Below are 14,296 nucleotides of genomic sequence, written 5' to 3' on the forward strand. Positions count from 1 at the left end.
CGGCTATGGATCGTCGCCTTGGTGGGCCGTTACCCCACCAACAAGCTAATCCAACGCGGGTCCATCTTATACCACCGGAGTTTTTCACACCAGACCATGCGGTCCTGTGCGCTTATGCGGTATTAGCAGTCATTTCTGACTGTTATCCCCCTGTATAAGGCAGGTTACCCACGCGTTACTCACCCGTCCGCCACTAGAATTAAATTAAATCGACCGAAGTTTCAATAAAGTAATTCCCGTTCGACTTGCATGTGTTAAGCACGCCGCCAGCGTTCATCCTGAGCCAGGATCAAACTCTCTGATAAAATGTTTGATTCACTCAAGACAACCAACTAGCTTAGTTATCTCTCGTTTTTACTGTTTTTGGTTTATTCAACCGTTCTTAAAAATGTAAAGAATTTTCGAGAATCGTATGTGTTTCACTGTTTAGTTATCAAGGTTGTCTGTCTTTCGACAGCTTGTTTACTTTATCACATCTGTTTTACTTTGTCAAGAACTTTTTTAAGTTTTTTCAAAGTTTTTCGAACTCTTTCGGATTTCCGAACTGTTCTTCCGATCAGTGATTGTCGGCTCTGTTCAAGCGACTTGATTACTTTAACATATTCGTTTTAAGTTGTCAAGCACTTTTTTAAATTTCTTTTTTCTTTCAGAAATCATATCGAATTGTCTCATTTAAAGAAACAATTATTTCCGACAGCTCAACTAATATAACACCGAAAGTTCACCCTGTCAACAGTTAATTTCATAATTTGACAAACTTTTTTATTTTCCTCTTTCCTTTTATCCACCTATTCCTTTTTCCCTATAAGAAAGTCTATCTATAAATGAACAACTTCCCACCGCCACTTTTCCACTACCAATAACCAGCCAAGCCCGCCAGATCATTCCTGTCGAGCGACATTTGCAGGGACTTTAGAAAAACTTAGCCCCGGGAAATCCGCGTTATGAGCAGATCACTCACTGTCTGAGCGCAGCGAGTTTGAGTTATCTGCGAATGCTTTTAGCGGATTTCCCGAGGCTTAGCTTTTCTTAAGTCCCGAAACCGAGCCGACAGGAATGATCTGACGGACTTGGCGTACCTTATCCCCTGAAACCGAGCCGACAGGAATGATCTGGCGGACTTGGCGTACCTTATCCCCCGAAACCGAGCCGACAGGAATGATCTGGCGGACTTGGCGTACCTTATCCCCTGAAACCGAGCCGACAGGAATAATCTAGCGGGCTTGGCGTACCTTAATCAGCGGTTAACGAGCATAAAATCCACTCTCCACCTCAACCGGCACAACCTCCTCCTCAACCCCCTCAATTCCAATAAAACTCTGCCTATACAACATCTCCACCATCCTGGCAAGATCCTCCCTGGTCCCCTGCGCCTCCATCTCGACACGCTCATCCCAGTTATTCCTCACCCATCCGGTCACTCCCAGAGAACTCGCAATATAACACGCCCGGTACCGAAACCCGACCCCCTGCACTCTCCCCGAAAACCAATAATGCTTCCTGATCAGATTCTCACTCATCTCCGACCCATGTCCCTCCTGCAAGTTATTCTTCCCCCAGACTCCCCGGCCCCTCTCATACTCCCTGGTATCATCCGCACCCGTCTCAGAATCCTGAAGAAAAGTTCTATACTTCTTTTTCTTTCTATTACCAAATATACTCACTCAGTCATCCTCATCTCATCAGTCGCTCTACACATATACACCCCTGCTCCCTGTTTTTCACAAGTCAATCGGATATTCGCAATCCGCTTTCGCTACTTGCTCATAACCGAATAACTGCTCCGCAGTTTATCAGGAGGGGCTTGTACCCCTCCTGATACAAGCAAGTCCCACCCACTGCTTATTGCTTCTCGCAATTGAAGCAGGGGACTTACTTGATTCGGTTAAAGTAAGGGAACTCACCTGACTCGATCAAACTCTGATCACAAACCCATCTTTTCTCGCCTTAGCTTCCGGATACTCTCCAGAACGATAACCAAGTACACAATGGCCAATACCAATATAAGACTCCGACACACCCCACTCAGCTTTCAGCGCTTTACCCTCTTCAGACGCAAACACTTCTCTCGCACGATGAATCCAGCAGGAATCCACACCAACTGCATGAGCCGCATTCATCAGATTTCCCATAACAAGACTTCCATTTTCCACACAAGTGCCCTGCTCACTGTCAGCAAAAACCACAATAACAGTCGGTGCTCCATAAAACGGATCGCTCTTTGTCCCCATTACATCCGCATTCATTTTAGAAAGCTTCGCAACAAGCTCCGGATTCTGAGTCACTACCATAAGAGTTCCCTGCTGTCCCATTCCACTCGGCGCATACTCACCAGCTTCAAGAATCTCATTTAATATCTCTTCCGGCACAAGATCTTTCTTATATCCACGTACACTTCTGCGTTCTAAAAGATTTTTCATTGTTTCATTCATGTCAGTATCCTCCTGTATTTTCACATAGTAAACAGTAACAAATTTTCCTATATTATACCACCACCTTTGTCAAAACTCATCTATAATTTCACACTTTCACAGACAAATCATCCTTGCCCCCAGTCCCTATCTAGTCTATAATGGAAAGTATACTATTACGAGGTGTAACTTATATGAACAAAAAAGAAATTTCCGAAATCAAGAAGCAGTTCACACCAGAGAACTGCTCTATCACCCGCATTTGCGGATGCTATGTTGACGGAGAAAAGAACAAAAAAACCGAATTAAAAGAAGCATTTCTCTCCCTCTCCGAAGAAGAAATGTTCAAATATTTTGATATCTTCCGCAAATCCCTTTCCGGAACAATCGGGAAGAACCTGATGAACATGGAATTTCCTCTTGAGCAGGAATCCGAAGGCGGAACTCAGCATTTCCTTATGAAACTGAGAGAAAGCAAACTTACAGACGATGCACTGGTCGAGAGTTTTTACGATAAAATTATCGAAAGCTATGATTATCCGGAGAATTATTACATTATCCTGATTCATGGAGTATATGACATTCCCGGAAAATCCTCCGATGGTTCCGAAATGTTTGATGCCTCAGATGAAATTTACGAACACATTATGTGTTGTATCTGCCCGGTGAAACTTTCCAAAGCAGGACTTTGCTATAACGCGGAGACCAACAGCATTCAGGACCGCATCCGCGACTGGATCGTAGAACTTCCGGATGTTTCTTTTCTTTTCCCGCAGTTTAATGACCGCAGTACGGATATTCATGGAGTTCTTTATTATAGCAAGAACACGAATGAACTCAGAGATATTTTTATTGATGAACTCCTTGGATGCAATGCCCCCCTCTCCGCCGGTGGACAGCGCGACTCTTTCAATGCACTGGTCGAAGATACACTTGGTGAGGACTGCAGCTATGATACGGTATTAAATATTCACGAGAAATTAAACGACCTGATTGAAGCTCAGAAAGATGAACCGGAGCCTGTAGTTCTGACTAAATCCGAAGTGAAACGTCTTTTCGAAGAATGTGGCGTAGAAGATGAGAAGTTACAGTCTTTTGACGAGCAGTATGAAATTACTGCCGGAGAAAAATCCTCTCTGGTTGCTTCTAATATTACCAATACACGAAGATTCGAGATTAAGACTCCTGATGTTGTCGTTCACGTAGACCCTGAACGTGCCGATCTCGTTGAGACACGCGTGATTGATGGACGAAAATGTCTTGTAATTCCAATGGAAGGTGAAGTCGAGTTTAATGGCATTCGCGTACATACTGGAAATGAAGATTCTTCGAACGAGGAATTCAGCGAAAAATTTAGCGAAGATTTCAGCAACGGAAGCCATATTAAAACAAACGATGAATTCAGTGACACAATAGAGGAGGCATCTGATGCAGAATAATCGTAAACTATTATTTTTTGACATTGATAAGACTTTACTTACCCCTTTTCCATGGGCTGTTCCGGACAGTGCAAGAATTGCTTTAAAAAAAGCCCGCGATAATGGACACCTGCTTTTTATCAACTCCGGACGTACTTATGCCATGATTCCTGAAATAATCCGAGAGATTGGCTTTGACGGATATGTCTGTGGATGTGGCAGCCAGATTTATATGAATGGAGAACTTTTATTTTCCAGTTCAATTCCCAATTCACTCTGTCGTGAAATAATAGAAATACTAAGAAATTGCAAGATCCCCGCATTTTTTGAGCGCCCGGACAAAATTTTATATGATAACGGATCCTGTTCTCTTCCTGGTGCTATCCAGAATCTGAAAACAGAAGTTGAAATAGAAGATTTATCTCTCTACACTTCCGAAATCTACCATAGTTTTACATTTGACAAGTTTCTGGCATTTCCTGCCGCAGACTCTGATACGGATACCTTCCGCAAATTTGTCGATGAACATTTTCTGTGTTTTATCCATGATGATAAAGCCTGGGAATTAACTCAGAAAAATTGCAGCAAGGCAACAGGAATCCAGTTTCTGGCTGACCGCCTGGGAGTATCAATCAAAGATACCTTTGCTTTTGGCGACAGCACAAATGATCTTCCTATGCTTCAGTTTGCCGGAAACAGCATTGCAATGGGTGATTCAGATCCTTTGATTCTTTCTCATTGCACTTACCAGACAACCAATATCGAGGATAATGGCATCGCTAATGCATTAAAGCATTTCCTCCTTATTTAATAAAGCATATAGAAATAACATTTTTGAATATGTTATTTCTATATGCTCAGGAGAATCAATATGAGTATATTTAATCATGAATTTGATGCTGAAACTACACCTTTGTATTTTTCCCTTGCATTAACAAGATCTTATAATATCTACATTGTATACTTTCTTCTATTTATAGTCTGTATCACACGTTTTGGATATCCGGTTAATGCTCTTCCTGTTGCGGGATGGCTGGCTGCATGTCTTCTTGCAAGACATTACATGAATCGTATCTTTATACGATGGAACTTTTTATTTTATGTTATCATTTCCACAGGATGGATTTCTTATTTCATCTATTATTATGGATGGAATGTTGGCGGTACCAGCTTTATCCTGCCGCTAATGTTAATTTCAATGTTTTCCCTGTATGATACAACCTTTAACAAAATTGCATTTGCAGTTTTTTTATTCATACTGAGAATGGCACTGTTTTTCCATTGTCAGAATTATCCGCCAATATACGTCCTTACAGAAGCGCATATTCTGATTATACAAGTTTTAAATACTATTTTATCATTTGTGATCATGGGTGTGATCTGTCTGACATTCAGCGGTAATCTTCAGAAAGCAGAGAAACATCTCATGCTGTATAACATTGAATTAAGACAACAGGCCGGAACCGATCCTCTTACTACTCTATATAACAGACGCCGTATGGAAGAGGTTCTGGAAAATCACATTAAAGCTAATCCTCATGAAAATTTCAGTATTGCCATTGGTGATATCGATTTTTTCAAAAAAATCAATGATACTTATGGTCATAATTGCGGCGATCAGGTTCTAAAATCTCTCGCAGAACTTTTTAAAGAAAAAACGCTTGGTTCAGGACACGTCTGCAGATGGGGCGGCGAAGAATTTCTCTTCTTCTTTCCGAGAATGAATCTTGACAACGCAAGTACCATCATGAATGAAATTAATATAGCAGTCAGCAAATGTATCATAACCTATAAAGATATTACAGTTCACGTAACTATGACTTTCGGTGTAGAAGAAAACGACTATCAGTCAAGTATTTCAGAATTAGTCAAACATGCAGATGATAAGCTTTATTACGGAAAAACACATGGGCGCGATACCGTAATTTCCTGATATTGCAGAACTTTCCGGTACCATTGCATTTTATGGCATCCACAAGGGTATTCCTGATTCGAGGTTTTTGCGCAATTCATCAGAAAATATTATTTTGACAATGCAAAAGCAGCTATATGAGAAACGTTTTTGTTTTCCATATAGCTGCTTTTATTATGTTACCTTATATTTATTATTCATTACCACACTTCTCTGCGATACAGCAATATAATTTTCCTGTCTTATTTCGCAGCTTCTGTCGGTGTTGCTTCTGGTGTTTCTGTAGCTTCAGCTTCTTCTGTTGGTGTTACAGTTGCCTCTGTATCTTCTGCTGCTTCTATTTCTTCTGCTTCCGGTGTCTCAGTTGCTTCAGCTTCCTCTGTCACATCAGCCTCCGGTGTTGGTGTTGCTTCTTCTGTTACTTCTGGTGTTGCTTCTGGTGATGGAGTAGGTGTCGATGTTGGAGCTGTAAAAGTATGTTTATCTGTAATCTTAAGTGTCTTAAGAACTTTCTTTACTACTTTTACATCCGCATCATCCAGCCACTGATTTGTTGTCTCTGTGTAATATGTGCTCTCTTTGGAATTCTGAAGAGATTCTCTCTTGGATGCTGTTGCATCCTCATCATTAATCTTATCAAGTCTTACTACATAATATCCTGTATCAGTCTCAATAATATCATCTGCAACCTCTCCGTCTTTCAGTCCACGTAAAACACTAAGAACTTCGTCCGGATATGCTGCCCCGCTGGAGTCTTCATCCTCGTCTTCGCTTTCTTTAGTTGTAAAATTGCCCTGTACTGCTGAGTAGCTCTCATCTACTCCCTGAGCAACTTCGCTCATATCAGCTGTCGGATCTTCTTTCATTTTATCAAGAATCTCCTGAGCCTGTTCTTTCTTAGTTTCCTTATCTTCGTCTGTTACATCATCACCACTTGTAGAGATACTTACATAAGTAAAGGTTGTCTGATTTGCCTCATCATCAGAAACTGTGATATTTCCCTCTGCAACAACCGGGTCATACATCTTTTTCTGGATTGTCTGAAGCTCCAGTAATGTTTTTACCTGATCCTCTGTTACAGCGAGTTCTTTGATTGTCTCTTCGCTATTTGCAGCCATAAACTGTGATGCAGCATCTGCGATTGCTGTTTCCTCTTCATCTGTAAGTTCTACATTGTAATCAGATGCTTTCTCTTTCAGAATATACATTTTCTCAATGGATTCCAGACTGCTTGTCACTGCCTGATCACCATATGTCTCTCCAGAATCTTCATCTGCTGTCTGATCCCAGATATTATCCGCGCTTCCCATATAAGACATATACATGGCGGTTGTCTGCTGCTGCTGTTCACGCGCATAAAGACTGACAACTCCAAGCGGAACATCTGTTCCGTCTACTGTAGCCACTGTTTTTGTTCCATCTAATGTTTTACTTCCGCAACCTGTAAGCATACCAACTGACATCACACCTGCCAGTGCTGCTACGGCTGTTCTCTTTGCCATTTCTTTCATTTCTTCCTCCATATTATCAGTCCGGTCTTTCTTCATGTCCCACTTTTCCAGACTGTGCTATTACTAGAGTATAAACTTTTTTCCTGCTGAGGGCAAGGTAAATTAAAAAATAAGTGCTATATTTCACATATTTATCACGATCTTCAAACACACTCTTCAGCCATATTTTTAAGTTCTTCTGCAAATTCCGTCAGTGCAGGAATCAGACTGCCCTGAGGTTCCAGGATAAATTTCGGTTCCTGCTCATTCTTAAACTGCAAACCTCTTCTGTATTTCTGCATGAGAAGCGGAATCCCTTCCGGATTTAGCTTTGCTTTTTCATAAAGTGTAATGCGCACTGATTTTCCGATCTGCTTAATTTCTGTCACATAGCCCTGATGTGCGATAGCTTTCAACTTCGCGATTGCAAGGAGATTCAGCACTGCCTTTCCAGGTTCACCAAAACGATCCAGAAGTTCCTCTAACATATCATCATAGTCCTGCTGCGTTTCGATTCCAGCGATTCGTTTATAAATATCAAGTTTCTGGAATTCATTGCTGATATAGGAATCCGGAATAAATGCATCGATATTGAGGTCAATCGATGTCTCAAAATCTTCCATTGTATGGATTCCTTTTGCCTCTTTGACTGCCTCGCTGAGCATCTTGCAATAGAGATCATATCCCACCGCATTCATATGTCCATGTTGCTGTGCACCCAGCAGATTTCCCGCGCCTCGAAGTTCCAGATCTCTCATGGCAATTTTAAATCCACTTCCCAGATCCGTATATTCACGAATAGCCGCCAGACGCTTCTCCGCAGTTTCCTTCAGCATCGCGTTCTGCCTGTACATCAGGAATGCATACGCCGTTCTGTTAGATCGACCGATTCTTCCGCGAAGCTGATAAAGCTGGGAAAGTCCGTATCTGTCGGAATCATGGATGATCATGGTATTTACATTGGAAATATCCAGCCCTGTTTCAATGATCGTAGTCGAAACCAGTACATCAATATCACCATTTACAAACGCATACATGACATTCTCAAGTTCTCTCTCGCTCATCTGTCCATGTGCAAAATCCACCCTCGCATCCGGCACAAGTTTCGCTATGCGCAGGGCAACATCCGCAATATCCGTAACACGATTATAGACATAATAGACCTGTCCGCCCCTGCGCAGTTCCCTGTTGATTGCCTCCCGGACTGTCTCCTCATCATACTCCATAACATAGGTCTGAATCGGCATTCTGTCCATAGGTGGTTCCTCAAGAACACTCATATCGCGGATTCCAATGAGACTCATATGCAAAGTACGCGGAATCGGCGTTGCTGTCAAAGTCAGCACATCTACATCCTTTTTCAGTTGCTTGATCTTCTCTTTATGTGCAACTCCGAAACGCTGTTCCTCATCAATGATCAGAAGTCCAAGGTTCTTAAACTGTACATCCTTCGACAAGACTCTATGTGTTCCGATAATTACATCTACCTGTCCCTTTTTCAGATCTTCAATCGCTTTCTTCTGCTGCACCGGCGTACGGAAACGACAGAGAAGTTCTACTCGTACCGGGAACTCTTTCATTCGCTGTACAAAGGTGTTGTATATCTGCTGTGCAAGAATAGTTGTCGGGGCAAGATACGCCACCTGTCTGCTCTCCTGCACTTCCTTAAATGCAGCACGCAGAGCAACCTCTGTTTTACCATAACCTACGTCACCGCAGATCAGACGGTCCATGATTTTCGTGCTCTCCATATCTCGCTTGGCATCTTCAATGGCGCTGAGCTGATCTTCTGTCTCCTCATATGGAAACATTTCCTCGAACTCCCTCTGCCATACCGTATCAGGACCACAGACATAGCCTTCCTTTTCCTGACGTACCGCGTAGAGCTCTACCAGCTCTTTCGCAATATTTTTGACAGCTCCCCGGACCTTGCTTTTCGTCTTATTCCATTCCTGCGTTCCAAGCTTATTCAGTTTCGGAGTTTTTGCCGTATCACCGCCCGAGTATTTCTGAAGACAGTCTAACTGAGTTGCCAGAATATAAAGATTGCTGCCGCCACGATATTCAATCTTAATATAATCCTTAACAATTCTGTCCACTTCCACTTTCTCAATTCCGCGATAAATACCAAGCCCATGCTTCTCATGAACCACAAGATCCCCGATAGAAAGCTCTGCAAAATCCTGGATACGCTTTCCGTTATAATTCTTTTTCTTCTTTCTCTTCTTCTGTTCCTGGCCAAAAATATCCGACTCTGTCATCACTGCAAATTTGATCAATGGATATTCAAAACCTTTTTTCGCATGACCATAAACCACCATGATCTCACCCGGCAGAATCTCCCTGTCATAATCCTGCCCGCAAAAAGCAGCCAGTCCTTCCTCCTGGAGATCCTTCGCCAGCCGTTCAGCTCTGGTACGGGAACCGGAGAGCAATGCGATCTTGTATCCCTGTTTCTTATACTGGTGAAGATCCTTTACCAGAAGTTCAAAGCTACTGTTATACGAACTGACTGATTTTACTTCCAGATAAAATTTCTCCCGGACCTTCCATCCCGCCTGCTTCGGTTCCAGCGCACAGACAGAAATACAGTTTCGCTTATTTAATTCTTTCTGAAGTTCTTCAAAAGAACAAAGCCAGTTGTCCGGCAGATTCTGGTTGCCTTTTTCCTCGCGGTGCATACGGCTCTGGCGATATTCCTCTTCTACTGCTTCACCTTTCTCCGTCAGTCGATTCGGTTCATCCAGAAAAATAACCGATTTCTCCTTTGGAAAATAATCCAGGAAAGAAACCATATCAGATTCCCCGATATGTTCTACTGCCGGATAAATCGTAATCTCCTCCAGATTCTCGAGGGATCTCTGGCTCTCAGCATCAAAACTTCGTATAGAATCGATCTCATCCCCCCACAGCTCGATTCTCCATGGATTTTCCTCAGTGAGACAGTAAATATCCACAATACCGCCACGCACAGAGAACTGCCCCGGCATTTCCACCTGTCCTACCCGCTCATATCCCAGATCCACCAGTTTATTTTTCAACCGATCCATGTCTATCGTGCTGTCACTTTCATAATGAATCAGCTGGCTTTTTATTTTTTCCAGCGGTTCCAGGAAATCCATGCATCCGTCAATGCTTGTGACAACTGTAAGTTCCTTTTCCTCCAGCAATGCCCGGATTACTTTCATTCTCTGCCGGATCAGCAGATTTCCATGGATATCTGCCTGAAAGAACAGAAGATCCTTTGCCGGATAGGAATATATTTTCTTATCATAAAACCGGTAATCTTCATAGATTTCTCTGGCCCGGCGTTCATCTTCTGCCAGAATCAGACGATATGGCGCAGTCTCAGAAAGACCATACATCAAATGAGATTTCTGCGATTCCATACACCCCGAAACCTGCAGGATTCCCTTATTCGTTTTGCTTTTTTCTTTAATCCGTTCAAACTCTGCAAGTCCCTGCAGAGGTGCCATAAATGCTTTCATATTCACCTCTTATATGTCTCCGATAAATAAATCTTCCTGCCATTCATTGCTATTCGTAAGTCAATCGGATATTCGCAATCCGCTTTCGCTACGTGACTCTACACCGAATAACTGCTCCGCAGTTTATCAGGAGGGGCTTGTACCCCTCCTGATACAAGCAAGTCCCACCCACTGCTTATTGCTCCTCGCAACCTCCGCAGGGGACTTGCTTGATTCGGTTAAAAATATTACGCCAAAAGTTCCAAAACACTGTAGCAAGATAAAAGCGGCACCTGTTTTCCTGCTGTAGCATCATTAACAGTCACCGCTTTTCTTCCTTTTCTTCCGTTAAAAGCAGCCAGCATGTGCAACTTACCACTTTGCTGCTTCTTACTTCTGTGCAGGTACTTTTCTATTATATTCGTTCATCGCTGCATCTGTACCCTGTGAGATTATGATATCCACAGCCTTTGCCGCCTTTGCTATTGCTTCATCCACAAGTTTCCTGTCTTCTGTGGAAAATCTGCCAAGTACATGATCTGCCAGATCCCATCCCTTCGGCTTTGCACCAACTCCTACTTTGATACGGAGAAACTTCTCTGTGCCAAGCTGACGGATAATATCCTTAATTCCATTGTGGCCACCTGCGCTTCCCTGCTTACGGATGCGAAGCTGTCCCGGTTCCAGATCAATATCATCATAAATAACAATCAGTTCTGTCTCCGGATCAATTTTGAAATAATTCGCCATCTCACGGACAGGTCCGCCACTCAGGTTCATAAAAGAAAGAGGTTTCATAAGAATAACCTTTTCTCCGCCAATCATCGTTTTTCCGTACATGGCATTAAATTTCACGCCACCCTGCGGAACATTGTAGTCCTCTACCAGATGATCAATGGTGTCAAATCCCATATTGTGACGTGTTGCTTCATACTCTCTCCCGGGATTTCCCAGTCCCACTACTAAATACATATGCGCGTCTCCTAATTAAAATATACCATTTCGTCTTTCAGAGGTTCGCATTCTTTTGCATCACTTGCATAAAGCACAATGCCTTCGCCCTGATATTCTGTACGGTTTTCAAAAGCAACCTTTGCAGTTACCTCTACCCAGCTTCCTTCTTTGATATGAGATGCATTATCACTTCTGCACACATATCCAAGAAATGTAGTATCATCTGCACAGCAAGTCATTGCGACACGTCCCGGAACAAAGAATTTGCTTCCCATTCCACGAGGTTTCATAACACGTCCTTTAAAGCGTACAGTTTTACCCACATATTTCTCCGGGTTATCCATTGCATCTACAAACCAGATTCCGTAATCTTCCGGCTGGATCTCAATGACAGGTGCATCAATATCAAACGGCATCTCATCCTGGAAAATGTCGTCCATTTCACCTTCTTCATTCTCAAAAATAACCTCTGCACTCTGATTTGCGACCTTAATTCCACGTCTATATGCAGGAAGCGGATCTCCCTCTTTACAACGGTTAAATACAACCATATCTGTATTTCTCACCATATCCATGAACAGAGACTTCATATTTGCCATATAAACCTGATAAGTTGTCGCATCTACGCAGGTAATCTCCTGCTCAATACCCCAGCCGTCCGGAAGCTCCATCTGCTCGAATTTACTTACAAGCCACATTCCATTGTATTCGATCACAACACGTTCCGGCTGATGGATGATATCCATCGCAGCCAGACGCTGAGGAGTCAGATCTTCTTCATCCTCGATCACTTCTATAACTGTGTTTGTAAGTTTCAGTTTATCCATATCATATTCTTCTTCGCCTTCTTCGCAAAGAATCAGCAGTGTCTTTCCATCAATGGCGAAATAGTCCTGCTGTAATGTAAAATCCAGGAAAGTTGTCTTTCCACTCTCCAGGAATCCTGTTACCAAATAAATGGGAACTCTGATATCATCCATAATTCTATTTCCTTTATCCTGATTATTTTGTCACTGCGCTACGGTTTATCTGTAAGCTGTAACTTTTTTATTACCGGACGCGGTAATCGTTTTTTTATTCTGCAAGGCCAAATAACTCTGCAAGTTTATCTTCTTTCAATTTAGAACCAATCACGCAGAGACGGCCAGTATATTCCGGTGCTCCCTCACGAATCTCTGTTTCTTCCGGAACCATATCAAAGTAGATCCATGTTCCATTTTCTGCCGGAAGCATTCCTTTTGCACGAAGGATGATACCGTAATCTTCAGAAGCAGAAAGAGCTTCGAGCATTTTCTCAAGTCCTTCTCTTGTATACTTCTTAATTGTCTCGCGTCCCCAGCTTGTAAATACTTCATCTGCATGATGATGGTGATGGTCATGGTGGTGGTCATGTCCACAGCTGCATTCATCATCGTGATCATGGTGATGATCATGGTCGTGATGGTCATGTCCGCAGCCGCATTCATCATCGTGATCATGGTGATGATGTTCATGCTCGTCGTGGTCATGTCCACAACCACATTCATCATCATGGTCGTGATGATGGTGTTCACCATGCTCATGTACATGTCCGCATTCCGGGCATACCTCTTCTTCTGCCATCAGTTCTTCTTCCAGAGACACCGGTTTCTCCATAACCTCGAGGATCTTCTTTCCATCCAGTTTCTCGATCGGAGTAGTGATGATGGCAGCTTTTGCATTGATCCCACGAAGAAGTTCCATAGCCTGCTGTGCTTTCTTCTCATCAATGATGTCTGTACGGCTCATGATGATTGCGCCGGCATATTCAACCTGATTGTTAAAGAACTCACCAAAGTTTCTCATGTACATTTTGCATTTCTTTGCATCTACTACAGTTGTGTAGCTGTTCAGTACGATATCTACATCTCCCTGAACACCCTGTACCGCTTTAATAACATCTGACAGTTTACCAACACCAGACGGCTCGATCAGGATTCTGTCCGGATGATATTTATCAACAACTTCTTTCAGAGAAGTTCCGAAGTCTCCAACCAGAGAACAGCAGATACATCCGGAATTCATTTCACGGATCTGGATTCCTGCTTCTTTCAGGAACCCACCGTCGATACCGATCTCACCGAATTCGTTCTCAATCAGCACGACCTGCTCATCTGCGTAAGCCTCTTTCAGAAGCTTCTTGATCAATGTAGTTTTACCGGCTCCAAGGAAACCGGAGATAATATCAATCTTAGTTGCCATCGTTTTGTTTCTCCTTTTCTATTTTTATGTTTTTTATACAAATTTATCTTGTAAGCAGATATGAAATATTTGTCCGTAACGCATTTATTATACACAAGCTTTCTTCCATATTCAAGCCTGTCCCACGCAAAGAAAGGGACATGATCCAATATCATGTCCCCTCTCGTATTCTAATGATCAACCGTTGATCATAAAGCTCATTAATTTATCAATATCTTCTTTCTCGTATGCAACGATCTCAAGTTCCGGAATCTCTCCGCCTGAGAAAATGTTTGCCAGCGATACATACTGGGATAATTTGGATTTAAGGTTCAGTCTGTCACCTTCGCCTGTTACTAATTCTACTCTTCCTTCGCAGCTGTCAACTACATCAAAAAACTTCTCAATATCTTTAATGTTAGATACTTTCATGTTCATTCTCCTT

Annotated in this window: 11 protein-coding genes and 1 rRNA gene; 3 read left to right on the forward strand and 9 right to left on the reverse strand. The window is 42.5% G+C overall.

Annotation, left to right across the window (positions count from 1 at the left end; all coding sequences use genetic code 11):
* The 3 genes from ACTNC0_RS13600 to ACTNC0_RS13610 all read right to left on the reverse strand — a co-directional run.
* Positions 1-305, reverse strand: a 16S ribosomal RNA gene (locus tag ACTNC0_RS13600); the annotation flags it as partial.
* Positions 306-1,244: 939 nt separating this feature from the next.
* Complete coding sequence (locus tag ACTNC0_RS13605) at positions 1,245-1,664, reverse strand: acylphosphatase (RefSeq protein ID WP_441087787.1); 420 nt, start codon at positions 1,662-1,664, stop codon at positions 1,245-1,247.
* Positions 1,665-1,913: 249 nt separating this feature from the next.
* Positions 1,914-2,432, reverse strand: a complete 519-nt coding sequence (locus tag ACTNC0_RS13610; RefSeq protein WP_441087788.1) for a nitroreductase — start codon at positions 2,430-2,432, stop codon at positions 1,914-1,916.
* 173 nt (positions 2,433-2,605) lie between these two features.
* On the opposite strand from ACTNC0_RS13610, the gene ACTNC0_RS13615 reads away from it, so the two are divergent.
* The 3 genes from ACTNC0_RS13615 to ACTNC0_RS13625 are packed head-to-tail and all read left to right on the forward strand — an operon-like array spanning position 2,606 to position 5,762.
* Complete coding sequence (locus ACTNC0_RS13615) at positions 2,606-3,850, forward strand: DUF4317 domain-containing protein (RefSeq protein WP_441087789.1); 1,245 nt, start codon at positions 2,606-2,608, stop codon at positions 3,848-3,850.
* The gene (locus tag ACTNC0_RS13620) at positions 3,840-4,640 is read left to right on the forward strand and encodes an HAD family hydrolase (protein ID WP_441087790.1); all 801 of its coding nucleotides are present in this window, start codon (positions 3,840-3,842) and stop codon (positions 4,638-4,640) included. The genes ACTNC0_RS13615 and ACTNC0_RS13620 overlap by 11 nt, the downstream gene beginning before the upstream one ends.
* Positions 4,641-4,700: 60 nt before the next feature.
* The gene (locus tag ACTNC0_RS13625) at positions 4,701-5,762 is read left to right on the forward strand and encodes a GGDEF domain-containing protein (RefSeq protein WP_441087791.1); all 1,062 of its coding nucleotides are present in this window, start codon (positions 4,701-4,703) and stop codon (positions 5,760-5,762) included.
* A gap of 221 nt (positions 5,763-5,983) precedes the next feature.
* Here the strand turns inward: ACTNC0_RS13625 and ACTNC0_RS13630 are convergent, their stop codons facing one another.
* The 6 genes from ACTNC0_RS13630 to ACTNC0_RS13655 all read right to left on the reverse strand — a co-directional run bounded on the left by ACTNC0_RS13630 (position 5,984) and on the right by ACTNC0_RS13655 (position 14,283).
* Positions 5,984-7,288, reverse strand: coding sequence for a peptidylprolyl isomerase (locus tag ACTNC0_RS13630; protein WP_441087792.1), 1,305 nt, complete (start codon positions 7,286-7,288; stop codon positions 5,984-5,986).
* 107 nt (positions 7,289-7,395) lie between these two features.
* On the reverse strand, positions 7,396-10,719 hold the full coding sequence (gene mfd, locus ACTNC0_RS13635) for a transcription-repair coupling factor (protein ID WP_441087793.1): 3,324 nt from the start codon (positions 10,717-10,719) through the stop codon (positions 7,396-7,398).
* Between the two features lie 369 nt (positions 10,720-11,088).
* The gene (gene pth, locus ACTNC0_RS13640) at positions 11,089-11,670 is read right to left on the reverse strand and encodes an aminoacyl-tRNA hydrolase (RefSeq protein ID WP_441087794.1); all 582 of its coding nucleotides are present in this window, start codon (positions 11,668-11,670) and stop codon (positions 11,089-11,091) included.
* Positions 11,671-11,681: 11 nt separating this feature from the next.
* Positions 11,682-12,632, reverse strand: a complete 951-nt coding sequence (locus ACTNC0_RS13645) for a TIGR03943 family putative permease subunit (RefSeq protein WP_441087795.1) — start codon at positions 12,630-12,632, stop codon at positions 11,682-11,684.
* Between the two features lie 94 nt (positions 12,633-12,726).
* Positions 12,727-13,872 (reverse strand): GTP-binding protein, encoded by a 1,146-nt coding sequence (locus tag ACTNC0_RS13650; protein ID WP_441087796.1) that lies wholly within the window; start codon positions 13,870-13,872, stop codon positions 12,727-12,729.
* A 177-nt stretch (positions 13,873-14,049) separates the two neighbouring features.
* Positions 14,050-14,283: a polya polymerase gene (locus ACTNC0_RS13655; RefSeq protein ID WP_118511845.1), complete on the reverse strand. Its 234-nt coding sequence runs from the start codon at positions 14,281-14,283 to the stop codon at positions 14,050-14,052.
* Positions 14,284-14,296 lie beyond the last annotated feature (13 nt).

The organism is Blautia sp. HCP3S3_B11, from assembly GCF_052064435.1.
Lineage (GTDB): Bacteria > Bacillota > Clostridia > Lachnospirales > Lachnospiraceae > Blautia_A.